Raw genomic sequence first — 18,709 nt, forward strand, 5'->3', positions numbered from 1 at the left:
TCCAGATGACACCCGCGTCAACTTTTTCGATGTTCTTCGAATTTCCTAGCCTGAGGCCGCCGAAGCGTTCTCATCCGGCCAGGCGCCCAGCGCACGATAAAGCGCGATGATGTTCAGCCGGCGCTCGAGTTCGGCCTGGATGAGCTGTTGGCGCGCATCGTAATAAAGCCGCTGCGAATCGAGAACGGAAAGATAGTCATCGACCCCGACCTGAAAGCGCTCCTGCGACAGGTCCAGCGTGACCGAGGTGTCGTCGACAAGACGGGTCAGCGCATCGACGCGCTCATCGATCGTTCGTGCGATGGCAAGCGCATCGGCCGTGTCGCGGAAGGCGAACTGGATCGCCTGCTCATAGTTGGCAACGGCAATCTCACGCCGGGCCTGGCTAATCTCGAGATTGGACTGCCGGGCCCCACCATCGAAAATCGGCAACGAAACCGATGGGCCAAAGCTCCAGCCCGCCGTACCGTCGAACAGGTCGGCAAGGTCACTGGATGCGTACCCGACCGACCCCGTCAGCGATATGACCGGGAAGAAGGCCGCGCGGGCGGCACCGATATTGGCATTGGCTGCCATCAGCTGGCGTTCGGCCTGCTGCACGTCAGGCCGTTTCAGCAAGACGAGCGAAGACTGGCCGAGCGGGACGTCTCCGACAAGCGGGGCCGGTGATAGCTGGGCGGACTCATAGACACCGTCCGGCAAGTCGGTGCCGACAACGAGGCGCAGGGCATTCAGGTCCTGGTCGATGCGGGCCGCAAACTGGGCGGCCTGTGCGCGAGCCGTTTCGACACTGGCCGAGGCGCGGCGAACATCCAGTTCGGTCGCGACACCTGCGTTAAGCAATTCACTGGTAAGATCCAGCGACTCCGACTGCACTTCGACGGTGTCCTCAGCGAGCGCCAGCAGCGCCTTGTCAGCCGCAAGCTGCAACCAGAGCTCACCGACCGTGGCCGCGATGGAAATGCGGGCCGCCCGCTCGCCCTCTTCCGAGGCGAGGTAGGATTGCAGGGCCGCTTCATTGAGGTTCGCGACCCGGCCGAAGAGGTCAAGTTCATAGGCTGTCACGCCGATGCTTGCGGATGCGTTGTCGCCAAACCCACCGCTGGCACCGACAGCGCTGCCATCTTCAAAGGTTCCGCCTTCGGTGACCGAACCGCGAGCACTGACCGTCGGAAGACGCTGGGCCCGTGAAACACCATACTGGGCGCGGGCCAGCTGGACATTGGCGGCTGCGATGCGAAGGTCGCGGTTCTCGTCAAGCGCCAGCCGGATCAGCTCCCGCAGCTTTTCGGCAGTGAACACCTCCTGCCAGACCAGGGGCTCCACCGTCTGCCCGCTGGCATCTGTTACCGGGAGGGCGTCAGGGATCGGCGCTTCGGGACGATCGTAAGGTTCCTCGATCGTCATGCAGGCCGAAAGCAGGAGTGCTGAGCCTGCGACCGCACTGAGGACTAGGTTGCGATTCATGCCGTGGCCTCCGAAGCCTCGTGATTGGTTAGCGGGCGCCCGCCCGTCAGCTTGCGAACAAGAACGTAGAATAGCGGGGCAAAGAACAACCCAAACAGGACAGAAGTTATCATCCCGCCAACGACAGCCGTACCGATGGCAACCCGGCCAGCTGCACCGGCACCCGAGCTCAGTGCCAGCGGCAGCACGCCGAAGCCAAAGGCAAAACTGGTCATCATGATGGGGCGGAAACGCATGCGAACCGCTTCTTCCACCGCCTTGAGCAATTCCACGCCCTGACGTTCCAGGTTACGAGCGAACTCGACGATCAGAATGGCATTCTTGGAGGCTAGGCCCACAGTCGTAAGCAGAGCCACCTGGAAGAAGATGTCATTGTCGAGCCCGCGAAGGTGAGCCGCCAGAACGGCGCCGCCGACGCCAAGCGGCGCGGTCAGCAGCACCGCTACGGGTACAACCCAGCTTTCGTAGAGGGCCGCCAGGCAGAGGAAAACAAACAGCACGGACAGGATATAGAGAAGCGTGGCCTGATTGCCGGCTTCGCGTTCCTGCGCACTGATGCCGGCCCATTCCATGTCGAAGTTGCCAGGCAATCCAGCGACAACCTCTTCCATCTTGCTCATTGCGACACCGGAGCTGACGCCCGGCGCCGCATTGCCCTGGATGTTGACGGCAGGCAGGCCGTTGAAACGCTGAAGCTGCGGCGAACCATAGGTCCATTCCGACGAGGCGATTTCCTCGATCGGTGTCATGCCGCCATTGGCGTTACGAACGCGCCAGTCTCCGAGGTCATCGGGCTGCATGCGGGCATCCGAGAGTCCCTGAACATAGACCCGCTTGATCCGGCCCCGGTCGAGGAAGTCGTTTACATAGGTGCCACCAAAGGCAACCGACAGCATGTTCGTGACATCGCTGACCGCAATGCCAAGGGCCTGCGCCTTCTGATAGTCGATGTCCACATTGAATTGAGGCCCATCCGACTGGCCATTCGGGCGAACGCCAGCGAGTTCGGCTTGCTGATTGGCTGTGCCAAGCAATTGCCCCTGCGCCTGCACGAGCGCGTCATGGCCTTCACCGCCTGCATCCTGCAGATACATATCGAAGCCAGCCGAATTACCGAGTTCAGAGATCGGCGGCGGGACAATGGCGAAGATCTGCGCATCTGTGTAACCGCCGAAGCGGCCCGAGACAGCATTTGCAATCTCGCTTGCCCCCTGCCCCGGTTCAGTCCGCTCTGACCAGTCCGCAAGTGCGCCAAATGCGATACCGTTATTCTGGGCCCGCCCGGCGAAGCTGAACCCGGAGAGGGTGAAGAGGCCCTCCATGCTGTCGCCGTGCGTGTCAAAGTAATAGGCGTTGACGTCTTCCATCACGGCGGCGGTCCGCTCGAGGCTGGAGCCGGCGGGCAGCTGGACCAGCGTAATCACCCGGCCTTGGTCTTCCTGCGGCAGGAAGGAGGTGGGCAGGCGGACGAAGCCGACACCAACCAGCGCGACGATCACGAGGAACACGCCGACGAAGAGCCACCGGCGGCGAAGAACGCGGTCGACGATGGACTCATAGCCGGAACGGACGCGGTCGAAGTTCCGGTTGAAGAACGCCGCCGGAGCACCGAGAACGCCTCCCGAAGACGCGTGGCCATTCGACTTCAGTATCGTCGCGCAGAGGGCCGGCGAAAGCACCAGCGCCACCACGACCGACAGCGCCATGGCCGAGACAATGGTCACCGAGAACTGGCGATAGATCAGGCCAGCAGAACCAGGGAAGAAGGCCATCGGGATGAAAACCGCCGAGAGCACGGTCGCGATACCGACCAGGGCGCCGGTAATCTGCTTCATGGATTTGCGCGTCGCCTCGCGAGGCGGGAGCCCCTCTTCCGACATCACGCGTTCCACGTTCTCCACCACGACAATGGCGTCATCGACCAGCAGACCGATGGCGAGGACCATGGCGAACATGGTGAGCGTATTGATCGAGAAACCGAGCGCCAGAAGCACGACGAGCGTACCAAGCAGCACGACCGGCACGGCAATCATCGGAATGAAGGAGGCGCGCAGGCTCTGCAGGAAGACGAGGATGACAAGGAAGACGAGGATGACGGCTTCGATGAGCGTCTTCTGCACTTCGTGGATCGATGTTTCGATGAAGGGTGTCGAATCCACCGGGAAGGCATAGGCCATGTCCGCTGGAAAGTTCGCGGCGAGTTCCGTGACCCGTTGCTTGACGGCTTCCGACGTATCCAGCGCATTCGCCCCTGTCGCCAGCGATACGCCAAAGCCGGAGGCGGGTTTGCCATTGAACCGGGAGACGAAGGAATAGTCTTCGGCGCCTATCTCCACCCGCCCAATATCCTCAAGCCGGACCGAACCGCCCTCTTGCGTTGTCTTGATAAGGAGCTGACGGAACTCGTCAGGTGTCGACAGGAGCGACTGGAGGGTGATCGTTGCAGTAATCTCCTGGCCTTCAACGGCCGGCGTGCCACCAAGCGCGCCCGCGGAGACCTGCGTATTCTGCGCGCGGATGGCCGCCACCACGTCGGACGCAACGAGGTTGTATTGCGAAAGCTTGTCGGGATCGAGCCAGACACGCATCGCATATTGTGAGCCGAACTGCTGGACCTGCCCGACCCCGTCCACGCGACTGATGGAGTCGTACATGTTGGAGCGGATATAGTCGCCGAGGTCTGTCTGGTCGAAAGTGCCATCCGGCGAATAGATTGCCGTGATCAGCAGGAAGTTGTTGCCGGCCTTGTTGACCACAACGCCCTGACGCTGCACCGGCTCCGGCAGGAGCGGCGTGGCCAGGGACAGCTTGTTCTGGACCTGCACCTGCGCAATGTCCGGGTCTGTCCCCGTCTCGAATGTGAGCGTGATCTGGCTGGTGCCCGCAGAGCTGGACGTCGAGGAGATATAGTCGAGGCCATCGAGCCCCGTCATCTGTTGCTCGATAACCTGCGTGACTGAGTCTTCCACCGCCTTCGCGGACGCGCCGGGATAGTTCGCGCTGACCGAGATCGTGGTCGGTGCAATGTCCGGATATTGCGAGACCGGGAGCGCGCGAAGCGACATCACGCCTGCCACCATAATGACAATGGCGATCACCCAGGCGAAAACCGGCCTGTCGATAAAGAAGTTTGCCATGTGAGAAGCCTGTTATTCCGGCGTTACCGTAGAGCGATCGCTCTTCATCGCCGTCATGTTCGCCGGATCGGCAGTGATGGCATTGACCGGCGCCCCGGCACGGAGCTGCTGGAAGCCAGAGATGATCACCTGCTGACCGGCCTCAAGACCGCCATTCACGATCCAGTCAGAGCCTTGCGCAGATTCGATGCTTAGCATGGCCTGCTTTGCCGTGCCTTCATCGCTGACGACGTAGACAAAAGGCTCGCCCTTTGGCGTACGCTGCACGGCCCGTTGCGGGACAAGAAACGCATTTTCATACGTGCCCGCCGAGAACTCGGCCTTCAGGAACATGCCCGGCAGGATCAACCCATCGGGATTGGGCAGCTGGGCCCGGATGATGACCGTTCCGGCCTCCTCGTCGACGCTGACTTCACTGAACTCGAGACTGCCGCGAAGCGGATATTCCTGGCCGCTCTCGAAACGGACCGTCACCGGCACGCCATCTGCCTCACCCGTGGAGCGGATCTTGCCGGCAGCGATATCCTGGCGCCAGTTCAGCACCTCCGAGCTTGCCGCCGTCATGTCGATATAAATCGGGTCCAGCTGAAGCACGCGGGCGAGTGGCTGCGCCTGATTGGCTGTCACGAGCGCACCCTGAGTGAAGTTGGACCGGCCAATCTGGCCGTCAATCGGCGCGCGGATCATGGTGCGGGCCAGGTCGATCCGGGCACGCTCCAGTGCGGCGCGCTGAATGCCGACTTCAGCTTCAGCTTCCTTCGCCGAGGCAACCGCCTCGTCATAGGCCTGCTGGCTGACGGCATTGATATTGGCAAGCCGCTCGAAACGCTTGGCTGTCTCGCCGGCGGTCGCCGCCGTTGCTTCAGCCCGGGCGAGCGAGGCGCGCGCGCTCTCGACAGCAGAGGCATATTCTGAAGCCTCGATCTGGTAGAGCGGCTCACCGGCCTCGACCTGCTGGCCTTCGGTGAAGAGCCGCTTCTCGATCAGGCCAGAGACCTGCGGGCGGATTTCAGCTTCGGCGAAAGGCGTGGCGCGCGCCGGGAGGGAGCGCACGCTGCTGACAGCGGTGGGTTCGACCGTGATGGTCTCGACGCGGGCCGCCTGTTGCTGCATCTGTTGCTGTTGCGGGCCTTCGGCCTGACTGGCATCTTCAGATCCACAGGCAGCAAGCGCCAGAAGACTGACGGTTGCCACAGCGGCCACAATGCCACTGCGCCGGAAAGTAAGGGAGGAAATCGGAGCGGCCATTCTTGGTCCTTCTCGGGGGACGTGCTGTCTGATTGGTCTTGATATCAGCACGAATTCGTTTAGTTAGAATGAACGTTCTATCTATTGCTGCGCCGCACCAAGTCAAGGGTTTGAAATTGAATTCAGTGCAAAATAATTCCGTAGCGACAACCGGCAGTGAAAAGCGCCGCGCCCAGCGCATTGATCAGGTGCTCGACGCGGCCTCAGACTGCTTTGTGGAGTTCGGCTTTCACGGCGCCGGAATGGCCAAGATCGCCAAGCGCGCCGGAATGAGTGTCGGTCACATCTATCACTACTTCGAGAGCAAGGAAGCCATTATTGCGGCGATCGTCGACCGTGAGTCCGACGCCGCAGCCGAACGCTTTGCCGAACTGGAATCCATTCCCAAGGAAGAGCTGGTCCACGTCATGGCCGAAAGGGCCAGAGACATGGTGGAGTCCAAAGCCGATGCGTTCCAGTCAGCCCTGAATCTCGAAATCCTTGCCGAGAGCCAGCGCAATCCTCAGATCGCCTGCATCCTGCATCGCCAGGATGAAAAGGTGCGGGGGAAGTTCAAGTCGATCATCGCCGATAAACTTGGCCTGCCGGAAGCCGACGCTCGCACAGAAGTCATACTTTCGCTGTTTGGTGGCCTGGCAACACGCATTGTGCGTCATCCTGAAATCGAACGGGAAATGCTGATCCCGCTGCTGAAACAGATCATGCGGCAAATTCTTCAAGACCACGCCAAAGACTGAACAACGGAAACTGCTGAACTTTCTCGCCGCTTGTGCGCTCATTCAACATACAGCGTGGAGGCCAGACTTGTCGGAAGTTTCGCGGAACGACCCGCTCGAGAACGTGCTCGAAAGCGCCATTGAGGACATTGAGGGCGACAAGGTCACATTTGGTGACGTGCTCGAATTGTTTGGTGACCGCTCCTTCGGACCGATTGTCGCCTTTCTCGGGTTGCTCGTGGTCCTGCCGCCCCTCGGCGCGGTTCCAATTCTGCCGGTCATTGTCGGCTTTGTGATCATCCTTTTCAGCACGCAGATCCTCTTCGGGGCAAAGCATATCTGGGTGCCGGGCTTCATCGCCAAGCGATCCATTTCCAAGAAACAGCTGAAGGAAGCCGACAAGCGCGCCAAGCCGTGGCTGAAGCGGATTGACCGCCTGATTTCAGAGCGCATGCGCTTCCTGACAGGCCGCTGGTCGATCTATCTCGCGGCAATCCTGGTAACCTTTCTTGCCCTGACAATGATCCCGCTCGAAGTCGTGCCCTTCGCGGTCGCCGCTCCAGGCGTGGCTATTGTCCTGTTCGGACTTGCCTTCATGGCCCGTGACGGCGTGTTGATGCTTCTCGGCTATCTCGCCTCGATTGGCGCCATCACGGTCACGATCCTTTTCGTGCCCTGGCAGATGTTTCTCGGTGGCGGAAGCGGAGGCTAAGGCGGAAGGGTCTCAGCTCGTCGCGCGTTCCCGTATGAGGTGCCCGAACATCTTCTCGACCTCATCGACAACGGCAATCGCCTCACCGATCAGATCGATATCGTCTTCCACCTCGAAGCGCCGCAAGACATAGCTTGAGCCGGCCAGCAGCATCCCGGCCACCAGGCGCGGCTTGCCCGGTCCGACCGGCGACATGCCGAAATCTTCAGCCAGCGATTCACATAGGAGGTCTTCATACTGGGCCCTGATCGTCGAAAGCTGTCCCAGGATCGGTGGGTTGGCATGGCGCACAGTGATGTAACGGCGATAGCCATCCCCTCCATCCGAGGTCAGGTGACGAAACGTGACCTCCAACCAACCCCGCCAGAACTCGAAGGTGTTTTCCGTGCGGGACGGATTGCTGATCGTGTCGCTGAACCGCTGAAACCAGCTCCAGTCGCTTGAACTGGCCAGCTCCTGCTTGTTTGCAAAATGGCGATAGAGCGTCTGGACATGGACCCCGGCCGCTTCGGCGATCTCCTCCAGCGTGGTCGCCTCATAGCCTTTGCGGTACAGGATTTCCTGAGCCGCACGGACGATCTTCTTGCGGGTCTCGGCCTTGCGCTTTGTCCGCAAGGGATATTTTGAACTCATCGACACTCTCCCCTCGCAACCTTCGAAGGTTTCTCTCCTAAGGTCAATCATGCCGCCTGCGCGCAGGGCCATGAGACCTACAGGTTCAGCCAGACCTTAATCACAGGGAGCGTTCTATTAACCACTCGCACAGCACGTTTCGGAACGGTTTGTCAGTCAATCAGTTAGTTGGGTGAACTGAGAGTTTGATCATGAGTGATAGACAGAGAGAACAACAAGGAAGCACAAGGAGCTTCGAAACCCGTCAGACGCAGCGGGCTTTCAGGCACGCCATGTCTCGCGGACTGAAAGCTGCCTACGATCCCGTCGTTTCGCGTTCCGTGCCCGATGAATTCATGGACCTGCTTGAAAAGGCAGACAAGAAACGGGCCTGATACACGCCTGGCTTGCACCTCAAATTGCATAGATAGACGAACTTCTTCTTTGGTTTCACAGAAGTTTTTAGAAAACCCTTTCGGCGAATACGCTGTTTTCAGGGCTGAAAACGGGTTGAAGTCTCGCATTGGACATATACGCTGAAGCCATGGAAGACATCGTGTTCAAGCCGACAGGCACCGACGGCATCCAACACTGGAACGAGGTGATCGGCGCCTCGGTAGCTTTCCGTCGGAATCTCCACCGTCAGCCGGAGCTCCCCTGGCAGGAAGAAAACACAGCCGCTTCTATCCGCGCCTCCCTCGACAATCTTGGCATCAGCTGGCGTGAATGCGCCGGAACCGGCACGGTCGCGACCCTCGCGCCAAAGGCAGTCGGCCGGCATATCGGCCTGCGCGCCGACATCGATGCCCTGCCCATCCGGGAAGCCAACAAGCACGACTGGGTTTCAACACGTGATGGCTGCATGCACGCCTGCGGGCATGACGGGCACTCCGCAGCCCTGATGTCCACTGCGGCCTGGCTGAAAGCCCACGAAGACAAGCTGCCCGGTCCGGTGACCCTGCTCTTCCAGCCTGCCGAAGAAGGTGGGCATGGCGCAAAGAAAATGATCGAGGACGGTGCCCTCAAAGGGATCGATGCCATCTTTGGCTGGCACAACTGGCCGGCCATCCCGTTCGGTAAGGCGGTCTGCCCGGACGGCGCGGTCATGGCGGGTAACGGCACTTTCCGCATCACGCTTCAGGGATCCGGCGGCCATGCGAGCCAGCCCGAGAACACGCGAGATCCGGTGCTTGCTGCCTCCGCCGTCACGATGGCCCTGCAACAGATCATCGCCCGTCGCGTAACGCCGCAGAACGCTGCCGTGGTCAGCGTGACCTCGATCGAAGCGCCGAGCGGTGAAACCGTCATTCCCGACACCGCAAGGCTCGCCGGCTCGATCCGTATTGCCGATCCGACCGACCGGGCGCGTATCGACGGAATGATCGAGGAAATTGCCAAGGCCCAGGCCAAAGCCTACGGCGTAGAGGCCACGGTCGAGATTTTCCCGCGCTACGACGCGACCATCAATCATGCGAGTGAAGCCGGCCAGATGCGCGCCGCGATTGCCGAAGATCTGGGCAATGACTGGCACTTCAACGATCTGCCCGTGCCGATCATGGCGTCGGAAGATTTCTCCTATTACCTGAAGGAAATCCCTGGGGCGTTCGCACTCATCGGCGCCGATGACGGCAACGGGCATCACGAGCCCTGCCACTCGCCCCGCTACGATTTCAACGACCGGCTCCTGCCGATCGTCACCCGCATTTATGCGCGCCTCGCCGGGGCGCCACTACCCGAGCAATCGACCGCTCAACAGGATTGAACGCTGTCGCACAAATGGACTGAGAAGGAGACTGAACATGGACATCTTCGAACGCTGGGAATCGAATGTCAGAGGCTATGCCCGGACCTACCCCACCGTCTTCAAGTCAGCCTCCAATGCGCGACAGGTCGATGAGAACGGAAAATCCTATATCGACTTCTTCGGCGGCGCCGGCGTGCTGAATTTCGGTCACAACAATCCGAAGATGAAGGACGCCATTATCGACTTCATCCAGTCCGATGGCATCCCGCACAGCCTCGACACGATGACGACGACCAAACGCGACTTCATTGAGGCCTTCACCGAGACCATCCTCAAGCCGCGCGGCTGGGACTACAAGATGCAGTTCACCGGCCCGACCGGCACGAACGCGGTCGAGGCCGCCCTGAAACTGGCGCGCAAGGCGACCGGACGCCATCGCGTCATCGCCTTCACCAATGGCTTTCACGGCATGACGCTTGGCTCGCTCGCCGCGACAGCCAATTCCTATTTCCGCAACGCGGCTGGTGTCCCGCTCCACTATGTCGACCGCCTGCCATTCGGCCATCCGCTCGAAGGGATGGAAGAAACCTACAGCGACGGCTCCTCCGGATACGAACCGCCTGCCGCCATCCTCGTCGAACCGATCCAGGCCGAGGGCGGGGTAAATGTCGCCGATGAAAAGTGGCTGAAGGAAATCCGGCAGTTCGCCAGAGATCGCGGCGCGCTGTTCATCATCGATGACATCCAGGCCGGCTGCGGCCGCACAGGCTCGTATTTCAGCTTTGACGGCATGGACCTCGATCCGGACATCATCACCCTGGCCAAGGGCATTGGCGGCTTCGGCACGCCCCTCGCGATGAATCTCAACAAGCCGGAGTTCGACAAGCACTGGTCGCCCGGCGAACATACCGGCACCTTCCGCGGCCAGGGCATCTCCTTCGTCGCCGGCAAGGTTGCCATGGACTACTTCAAGGGCGACGATTTCATGAAGGACGTCCGCCGCAAGGGCGACATCATGCAGGACCGCCTGAAGAAGATGGCCGGGCCGGGCATGGAGGTGCGCGGCAAGGGCATGATCTTGGGGATCGACACCAAGGACGGCGCGCTCGCCAAAAAGGTTGTGGCGGAGTGTTTCGACAAGGGCCTCCTGCTCGGCGGCTGCGGCAGCGAGGGCCGCGTCGGCAAGCTGATCCCGCCGCTCACCATTCCGGATGAAGACCTCAAGGAAGGTCTCGATATTCTCGAAGCCGCCATGCAAAGCGTGATGGAGCCGGCATGAGACAGCGCGATGATATGACCTTCCCGCACGAGGAGTATGTGCGGCGCCTGGAAGGCCTGCGCGAGCGGATGAAGGAGCGCAAACTCGATGCGGTCGTGATCTCCGACCCGGAAAACCTGATGTATCTGACCGATTATCAGACGACGGGTTACTCCTTCTTCCAGGCGCTCGTCGTACCGCTGGAAGGCGACTGCTTCATGGTCACCCGGAACATGGAAGAGTCCAACGTCCATGCCCGGACATGGGTCGAGAAGACCCGTCCCTATGCAGATAATGGCGACGCTATCCAGCAGCTGATCGAGTCCCTGCGTGAACACGGTCTCTATAATTGCACCGTCGGCTATGAGCGGAACTCATACTTCCTGCCGGCCTACCAGCAGGACCGAATCCACTCGGCCTATACGGCCGGGCGCCTGCTCGACTGTTTCGGCATCGTCGAGGAAGGCCGTGCGCTGAAGTCCAAGGCCGAAATCGAAGTGATGAAGAAAGCAGCCAAGGCGACCGAAGCCGGCATGAAGGCTGGTATCGAAGCCGCTGCGCCGGGCGTCACGGAAAACGAGATCGGCGCCGCGATTTCCAGCGCCATGTTCCGCGCTGGCGGTGAACCGCCTGCTGTCATGCCCTATGTCACATCCGGCCCGCGTACCATGATTGGCCATGCCACCTGGGAAGGCCGCACGGTGCAGGACGGCGAGCACGTCTTCCTCGAGGTAGGCGGCTGCTATCGCCGGTATCACACGGCCATGATGCGGACGATCGTCCTGCAGGACAAACTTTCGGCTTCGATGGAAAGCGCGCAGCGCCAGATGACCAAGGCCCTCCGGGAGCTGAAGAAATATATCCAGCCGGGCCTGACCGTTTCGGATGCCGACAAGATCGTCCGCGACATCGTCACTGACGGCCGTCATGGCGGCGCCCTGATCACCCGGTCGGGCTATTCCATCGGTATCGCTTTCCCGCCAAGCTGGGACGAAGGGTATATCCTTTCGCTGATGCAGGGCGACCCGCAAATCCTGAGGGAAGGCATGACCTTCCATATAATTCCCTGGGTCTGGGGCGTGGATGGCGACAAGACGGTCGGTATCTCCGATACCATCTACGTCACCGAGGATAGCTGCGAGAGCTTCTTCACGCTGGAAGAGGAGTTCACGCTGAAACCCGGCAAGAAGAGCTCCAGCGGAGACACCACCAAGTCCAAGCCGAAATCGACCAACGGACAGAGCGCAAGCGCCTGATCCGAACAGAGTGGAGACACTGCGATGCTGACAGCCGTCAATCCTGCGACGGGTGAAACCGTACGCGAAGTCACGCCCGACACCGACGAACAGGTCGAGGCGAAACTCGCCGCCTCGCTGAAGGCCTATCATGAATGGAAAGAGAAAAGCTTCTCTGAACGCGGCGACCTGCTGAAGGCCGTCGCAAAGCATATGCGCGACAATGTCGAGACACTTGCGCCCATCATGACCGAAGAGATGGGGAAGCCCATCAATGAAGCGCGCGGCGAGGTCAACAAGGGTGCGTGGTGCGCCGAGCATTACGCAGACAATGCCGAGGCGTATCTGACCCGGCAGGTCATCGAGTCGGATGCCACGGTCTCTTATGTCCAGCATCTTCCGATCGGCCCGATCCTCGGCATCCTGCCCTGGAACGCCCCCTTCTGGCTCGCCTTCCGCTTTTGCGCGCCGTCCCTGATGGCTGGCAACTCGGCGCTGATGAAGCATGATCCGCATGTGCCCGGTTGCGCACTGGCCATCGAGCAGTGCTTCCGCGCTGTCGGCGCTCCGGAAGGCCTGTTCCAGGCGCTAATGATCGAGACGCCCCGCGTCGAAGCCGTGATGCGCGACAAGCGCGTGCGCGGTGTGTCGTTCACCGGCTCATCGCGCGGCGGCTCCAAGGTGGCCGAGATTGCAGGCTCCGAGATCAAGCCGGCTGTGCTTGAGCTTGGCGGATCCGACCCGTCCATCGTCCTCGCCGATGCCGACCTGGAGAAAGCCGCGGACGTGCTCACCCTTTCGCGCATCATCAATGCCGGTCAGTCCTGCATTGCGGCCAAGCGCATCATTGTAGAAGACAGCGTCTATGACCGGATGAAAGACCTGCTCAGCGCCAAGCTCCGTGCCCTGAAGGTCGGCAATCCGAAACTTGAAGAAACTGATGTCGGACCGATCGCCCGCAAGGATTTGCGTGCCGAGCTGGACCGCCAGGTCCGCACCTCGATCTCCGAGGGCGCAACCTGTCTCTTCGGTGGTGAAGTGCCGGAAGGCGACGGTTATTTCTATCCCGTCACCCTGCTCGCTGACGTCACCCCGGACATGACCGCTTTCAAGGAAGAGACGTTCGGTCCGGTCGGTGTCCTCATCAAGGCCCGTAATGACGAGCATGCACTGGAGCTGGCCAACGACACCGAGTACGGCCTCGCCGCATCCGTCTGGACCAAAGCCGAACGTGGTCAGGAAATGGCCCGCCGGATCGAAGCCGGACAGGTCAGCGTCAATGGCATCGTCAAGACTGATCCGCGCCTGCCCTCCGGCGGCATAAAAAGCTCCGGACTCGGACGGGAACTGGGCCCGCACGGCATCATGGAATTCGTGAATGCGCAGCAGGTCTGGGTCGGTCCGGTTCAGGGCGGATAGGCGTTCAATACCGGCCGGTCGTGAAAGGGAAAATTTAGAAGAAGTTTGATTGCAGCATTTCAGTGGGGCTTCAGCCCTCTGCCTTAACCGTACAGGCTGATGGGGCCGCGAATCCCGCGGCCCGGTTTCTGGTGCAGGGGCTGAACATGCTGTTTCTACAGCGCATTCGCGGATTCTTCCTGGCCACGCTGCTGGCCACGCCGGCACTCGTGCCAGTGGCTGGCGCCCAAGTCGCGCTGGCCGGCGGGGACACAACTATTGCTGCGGCGACCCGCCCTGTCGAGCGCGAGCTGAGCGTCGTGGTCAACCGGTCCCGGCCTGTCGATATCTCGCGCCCTTTCAAGCGCATTGCCGTCTCCCAGCCCGACATCGCAGACGCTTCCCCGACCGCCGACAACCGGCTCTATGTCCGTGGCCGGGCGATCGGGGCCACAAACATTCTCGTCTATGATGATGACGGCCGGCTGGTCGAACTGATCGATGTGCGGGTCCAGCACGATCTCGGCGCCATCAAACGCGACGTGGCCGCCCTCTTCCCGCAGGTCGAACTCGATCTGCGCACCGTTGCCAGCCGCCTGCATGTGCGCGGCAATGTTCCCGACGACGCCACCGCCGCAGAGATCGTGGAGATCGCAGCGAGCTATGCCCCCGATGCCGTCATAGACGCCCTGAAGGTGACGAGCCCGCAGCAGGTGATGCTGGAAGTCCGCTTCGTCGAAGCCTCCCGCGAAGATGTCAAACAGATCGGCCTTGGCAGCGAAGTGAACAGCGCCGGTGATTTCATCTTCTCGACCGGCGCAGGCCTGCTTTCCGGCAGCACGCCGAAGACGCTCGGCGCCATCTTCACAAGCTCGGGCAGCGTAAACATCGACCTCTTCCTGCAGGCGCTGGAAGAAAAAGGCATCATCCGCACGCTGGCCGAACCGAACCTTGTTGCCCGTTCCGGAGAAACGGCGAGCTTCCTTGCCGGGGGTGAATTCCCCGTACCGGTCGCCGCTGACGAGGACACGATCACCATCGAATTCCGTGAGTTCGGTGTCAGCCTCGACTTCACGCCGACCATCCTGTCGGATTCCCTGATGAGCCTGGAAGTCAGTCCGGAAGTAAGCCAGCTCGATCCACGCAATTCGGTGCGCCTGTCGGATGTCGAAATCCCGGCCCTCAGCGTCCGGCGCGCCAACACCATTGTAGAACTGGCCGATGGCGAAAGCTTCGCGATTGCAGGCCTCATCCAGAACACGATCGACAGCTCGACCGCGCAGACCCCATGGATCGGCGACGTGCCCATCCTTGGTGCCCTCTTCCGCTCGAACCGCTTCCGGCAAAACGAGACCGAGCTGGTCATCATCATCACGCCGCGTCTGGTGCACCCCGCACCGAAGGGCACAAAGCTTTCCGATCCTCTGCAATCCAGCCATGAGCCATCGGAGGCGGAACGCATCCTGCTTGGCCGGATGTCCGACGGGGCTGCACCGGAGCTCGGCTCGGCTGTCTCCGCCAATATCGAGCAGCAGACGACGCGGCGGGATCTTGGCTATGTTCCGCAGCCGGGGGCTACTGGCCGATGACCGGGGCTCAGACACCAGCGACGCCGGCCAGCAAGGCACGGCTGCACATGTTCGCCCCGCAATGGGGCGGCAACGTCTCCGAGACCGCAGTTGAGCTGCCTGGCCTGAGCGTCATCACGCACGGCGATGTCGCGGCGACCCTGGAAGCAGCGGCCAAGGAGGTCAATGGCGTCCTGATCGTGGAACAGGATGCGAGCTTCGACCTCGTCGAACTGCTGATCCATGTCTCACAAACCCATCCCGATCTGCCGGGCATTGTCATCGGCCAGAATGTCCCCGTCCTTGCGGTTAAGCACATCATCTCGATGGCGCGCTGGGACATGCTGGATGCTCCCGTCCGCAGCCAGAGCCTCGAAGAAGCGGTCGCGCATGTCTGCCGGAAGGATACGACAAGCGGCGACGGAACGGGCAAATGCTGGACGGTCACGAGTTCCGTCGGGGGGGCCGGGGCGACGCTGGTTGCCGTGGAACTCGCTTACCAGATCAGCCAGCGCGAAAGTGCCAACAATGTCTGCCTGGTCGATCTCAACTTCTTCGATGGGGCCTGTGCCTCCTATCTCAACTGCCCGTCCAATCTGAACCAGTCAGCGCTCACCCAGTCGGCTGACCGGATCGATGACGCGCTGCTGCAGGCTTTCATCTCCCGCCACAAGAACGGCATCCACCTGCTGTCTGCCCCCCGCTCCGACCGGCTGTGGAGCACGATCAAGCCGGAAGCCATCCTCAAGGTCCTCGACGTTGCCTGCGCAACCTATGACCATGTCATTATCGATCTGCCGCGCTGGCCCGCGCCCTGGAACGCGGCTGTCGTTACCGGATCCGACGAAGTCATCGTGATGAGCGAACTGACCGTGCCGGCCCTGCATGCCGCGCGCTACCGGGCCGAAGAGCTCGAGGACCTTTCCGACGGCGTGGCCCAGCCGCGCATCCTGCTCAACCGGATGACGAAGAAGGTCTTCGGCAACGCCGTCACTGTTGCCCAGGCCGAGGAAGCGATCGGCCGGCCGGTCTACGGCACCGTCTCGTCAGACTGGGAAGCCGCGCTGGCTTCGGTCAATTTCGGTCAGGCTGTCAGCCAAGCCAAGCCAGGCAACCGTATATCGAAGGATGTCGAAACGCTAATCAGTGCGCTGGAAGGCGGGGCCGAAGCGACCGGCCAGATCATCAAGGCAAGGAAGAGCGCATAATGGCCAGGTTCTCCCTCCTCTCCAAAACACCGCGTCCCGAAGCCGAAGAGGCTGAGCGCCCGTCTGAGGATCAAGCCTCCGGCACCCCACGCGAACACGTGCCGCTTTTCTCCGACGAGGATGCGCCAGAACCGCCAGACACCAAGGCGGATGCGCCCTCGCATGACCTGCTGGACGCAAAACTCCGGGTTCATAACAAGCTGATCGACGAACTCGACCTCGCCATGCTCGACAAGCTGGACGAGACCGAGATGCGCCGACAGGTCCGCCGGCTCGTGACCGAGATCGTCCGTGAAGAGCGCATTCCGATGAACCAGGCGGAAGTCTCGCAGTTTGCGGATTCGGTTTATGATGAGATGACCGGCCTCGGCCCCCTCGAACCGTTGCTGGCAGACCCATCGATCTCGGACATCCTGATCAATGGCGCAAAGCAGGTCTATGTCGAGCGCGGCGGCGAACTTGAACTTTCCGAAGCCAAGTTTCGCGACAATGCTCATTTGCGTCGCATCATCGGCCGGATCGTGTCAGCCGTCGGGCGCCGGGTGGACGAGAGCCAGCCGCTTGTCGATGCGCGCCTGCTGGACGGCTCCCGCGTCAACGCCGCCGTCGAGCCGGTCGCCATTGACGGCCCACTCGTCTCCATACGGAAGTTCTCCAAGAAGCCCCTGACGCTGGAAAAACTGATCTCCTTCAAGGCGATGCCCAAGGAAGTTGCAGAATTTCTGCACGGCGCGGTGAAGTGCCGGGTGACCTGCATCATTTCCGGTGGCACGGGGTCGGGCAAGACGACGCTGCTTAATGCGCTCTCGGCCGCGATCAGCCACAAGGAACGCCTGATCACAATCGAGGACGCCGCCGAGCTCCAGCTGCAGCAGCCGCATGTCGCGCGCATGGAGACACGGCCCCCGAACCTCGAAGGCAAGGGCGAGATCCGCCAGCGCGAACTGGTCAAGAACGCGCTGCGCATGCGCCCTGACCGTGTGATCCTCGGCGAGGTCCGGTCCGAGGAAGCCTTCGACATGCTTCAGGCCATGAATACCGGCCACGAAGGGTCGATGGCGACCATCCACGCCAACAATCCGCGCGAGGCCATCAGCCGGCTGGAGCAGATGGTTGCCATGGGCGGCCTGCGTATCAGCCAGGAAGCGGTTCGTTCGCAGATTGCCTCAGCCATCGGCATCATCATCCAGGTCCAGCGCCTGTCGGACGGGTCGCGCCGGCTCACGCATGTGACGGAGGTCACCGGCAAGGAAGGCGACATCATCCAGATGCAGGACATCTTTACCTTCAACCGTCTGCGCACGGAAGAAGACGGCAAGGTCGTCGGCGAGTTCCGGGCTTCCGGCCTGCGTCCCAAATGCCTCGACGAGATGCAGCGCCGCGGCGTGCATCTTCCGACCGAATACTTCGATCCCTCCACACCGCTCCTGCAGGTGTAGCGAGACGCTTATGGGAATCGAAGCCGTCATCTACGTCCTGGCCTTCGGCTCCGCCTTCATGGCGATGCAGTCGATGCTCGGCTTCGGCAAGACCGCGCTTGCCAAGACACGGATCAACCAACGGCTCAAGGTCAAGGAAAGCCAGTCCTCCGTCGCTGACCTGATCGTGGAGCTGCGCCGCCAGCGTGGCCTTGACCAGGATGGCAACCAGCGCCTCGCGCTTACATGGTTCAACGAACTGGTTACCCGCTCAGGCCTGAACTTCCAGCCAACCGTCTGGGCCGGTATTGCCGCCGGGCTCGGCGTGGCCGCCTTCGGGGTAAGCTTCTGGTTTCTGAAGAGTTTCCTCATCTCCATTCCGGCTGCCCTGGTTGCGGCGACCTTGCTGCCAATCCTCTTCCTGAAACACACGGCCGGGCGGCGTGAGAAGAAGCTTGGCGAACAGTTGCCCGACGCGCTTGAGATCATCGTTCGCAGCCTTGAGGCCGGCCACCCGGTGCCCACGGCCGTCTCGCTGGTCGGGCGCGAGATGCCGGACCCGATCGGGTCCGAATTCGGTCTCGCTGCCGATGAGATCTCCTATGGCTCAAGCCTTGAGGAGGCCGTGCGCAAGCTCGCAGAGCGCACCCGCCAGCCGGATGTCGAACTCTTTGCCGCCACGGTTCGCCTGCAGGCCAAGACCGGCGGCAACCTGGCAAGCCTCCTCAAGGTCAACGCCCACACCGTACGCGCACGCCAGAAGATGCGCCTGAAGGTCCAGGCTGCCTCGTCGGAAGGCCGCGCCTCGGCACTTATCCTGACCAGCGCCCCCTTCCTCGTCATGGGGGCGATGTACATGATCACACCGGAATTCTACGGCGACGTCATCGACGAGAAACTCGTCCAGTATGGACTTGGCGGCTGCCTTGTCTGGATGGTGATCGGCAATCTGGTCATGCGCAAGATGATCAATTTCAAGGTCTGACAG

15 protein-coding genes are annotated in these 18,709 nt (G+C 61.4%); 11 read left to right on the forward strand and 4 right to left on the reverse strand.

From position 1 onward, the window contains the following. Nucleotides 1-45: 45 nt before the first annotated feature. Genes Q1K29_RS09525 through Q1K29_RS09535 form a run of 3 tightly spaced genes read right to left on the reverse strand, consistent with a single transcriptional unit; the run spans nucleotide 46 to nucleotide 5,852 of the window. Nucleotides 46-1,467, reverse strand: a complete 1,422-nt coding sequence (locus tag Q1K29_RS09525) for an efflux transporter outer membrane subunit (protein ID WP_300393887.1) — start codon at nucleotides 1,465-1,467, stop codon at nucleotides 46-48. Next, a complete protein-coding gene (locus tag Q1K29_RS09530; RefSeq protein ID WP_300393890.1) occupies nucleotides 1,464-4,604 on the reverse strand; it encodes an efflux RND transporter permease subunit in 3,141 nt (1,046 codons plus the stop codon). Before Q1K29_RS09530 ends, Q1K29_RS09525 begins: the two co-directional genes overlap by 4 nt. A 12-nt stretch (nucleotides 4,605-4,616) precedes the next feature. Then, nucleotides 4,617-5,852 (reverse strand): efflux RND transporter periplasmic adaptor subunit, encoded by a 1,236-nt coding sequence (locus tag Q1K29_RS09535; RefSeq protein WP_300393893.1) that lies wholly within the window; start codon nucleotides 5,850-5,852, stop codon nucleotides 4,617-4,619. A gap of 32 nt (nucleotides 5,853-5,884) precedes the next feature. Between Q1K29_RS09535 and Q1K29_RS09540 the strand changes: the two genes are divergently transcribed. Both Q1K29_RS09540 and Q1K29_RS09545 read left to right on the forward strand, forming a co-directional pair. Beyond that, nucleotides 5,885-6,589: a TetR/AcrR family transcriptional regulator gene (locus Q1K29_RS09540; RefSeq protein WP_300393896.1), complete on the forward strand. Its 705-nt coding sequence runs from the start codon at nucleotides 5,885-5,887 to the stop codon at nucleotides 6,587-6,589. A 67-nt stretch (nucleotides 6,590-6,656) separates the two neighbouring features. Next, entirely contained in the window at nucleotides 6,657-7,280 is a 624-nt protein-coding gene (locus Q1K29_RS09545) for an exopolysaccharide biosynthesis protein (RefSeq protein WP_300393899.1), read from the forward strand. 12 nt (nucleotides 7,281-7,292) lie between these two features. Here Q1K29_RS09545 and Q1K29_RS09550 read toward each other — a convergent pair whose 3' ends face one another. After that, entirely contained in the window at nucleotides 7,293-7,913 is a 621-nt protein-coding gene (locus Q1K29_RS09550; protein WP_300393901.1) for a TetR/AcrR family transcriptional regulator, read from the reverse strand. 191 nt (nucleotides 7,914-8,104) lie between these two features. On the opposite strand from Q1K29_RS09550, the gene Q1K29_RS09555 reads away from it, so the two are divergent. The 9 genes from Q1K29_RS09555 (at nucleotide 8,105) to Q1K29_RS09595 (ending at nucleotide 18,706) form a co-directional block, all read left to right on the forward strand. Continuing rightward, complete coding sequence (locus Q1K29_RS09555; RefSeq protein WP_300393904.1) at nucleotides 8,105-8,287, forward strand: NepR family anti-sigma factor; 183 nt, start codon at nucleotides 8,105-8,107, stop codon at nucleotides 8,285-8,287. A gap of 128 nt (nucleotides 8,288-8,415) precedes the next feature. After that, nucleotides 8,416-9,654 carry a N(2)-acetyl-L-2,4-diaminobutanoate deacetylase DoeB2 gene (gene doeB2 / locus Q1K29_RS09560; protein ID WP_300393907.1) on the forward strand — a complete coding sequence of 413 codons (1,239 nt, stop codon included), beginning with the start codon at nucleotides 8,416-8,418 and terminating at the stop codon, nucleotides 9,652-9,654. Nucleotides 9,655-9,691: 37 nt separating this feature from the next. After that, complete coding sequence (locus tag Q1K29_RS09565) at nucleotides 9,692-10,915, forward strand: aspartate aminotransferase family protein (protein ID WP_300393909.1); 1,224 nt, start codon at nucleotides 9,692-9,694, stop codon at nucleotides 10,913-10,915. Further along, the gene (gene doeA, locus Q1K29_RS09570) at nucleotides 10,912-12,150 is read left to right on the forward strand and encodes an ectoine hydrolase (protein WP_300393912.1); all 1,239 of its coding nucleotides are present in this window, start codon (nucleotides 10,912-10,914) and stop codon (nucleotides 12,148-12,150) included. Before Q1K29_RS09565 ends, doeA begins: the two co-directional genes overlap by 4 nt. Nucleotides 12,151-12,174: 24 nt before the next feature. Next, on the forward strand, nucleotides 12,175-13,548 hold the full coding sequence (locus Q1K29_RS09575) for an NAD-dependent succinate-semialdehyde dehydrogenase (RefSeq protein WP_300393915.1): 1,374 nt from the start codon (nucleotides 12,175-12,177) through the stop codon (nucleotides 13,546-13,548). A 146-nt stretch (nucleotides 13,549-13,694) separates the two neighbouring features. Beyond that, a complete protein-coding gene (locus Q1K29_RS09580; RefSeq protein ID WP_300393917.1) occupies nucleotides 13,695-15,116 on the forward strand; it encodes a type II and III secretion system protein family protein in 1,422 nt (473 codons plus the stop codon). Further along, nucleotides 15,113-16,303, forward strand: coding sequence for a hypothetical protein (locus Q1K29_RS09585; protein ID WP_300393920.1), 1,191 nt, complete (start codon nucleotides 15,113-15,115; stop codon nucleotides 16,301-16,303). Before Q1K29_RS09580 ends, Q1K29_RS09585 begins: the two co-directional genes overlap by 4 nt. Continuing rightward, nucleotides 16,303-17,742 carry a CpaF family protein gene (locus Q1K29_RS09590; protein ID WP_300393922.1) on the forward strand — a complete coding sequence of 480 codons (1,440 nt, stop codon included), beginning with the start codon at nucleotides 16,303-16,305 and terminating at the stop codon, nucleotides 17,740-17,742. The genes Q1K29_RS09585 and Q1K29_RS09590 overlap by 1 nt, the downstream gene beginning before the upstream one ends. A gap of 10 nt (nucleotides 17,743-17,752) precedes the next feature. Beyond that, nucleotides 17,753-18,706, forward strand: a complete 954-nt coding sequence (locus Q1K29_RS09595; RefSeq protein ID WP_300393925.1) for a type II secretion system F family protein — start codon at nucleotides 17,753-17,755, stop codon at nucleotides 18,704-18,706. Nucleotides 18,707-18,709: the final 3 nt, after the last annotated feature.

The organism is Henriciella sp., assembly GCF_029937755.1.
GTDB lineage: Bacteria > Pseudomonadota > Alphaproteobacteria > Caulobacterales > Hyphomonadaceae > Henriciella.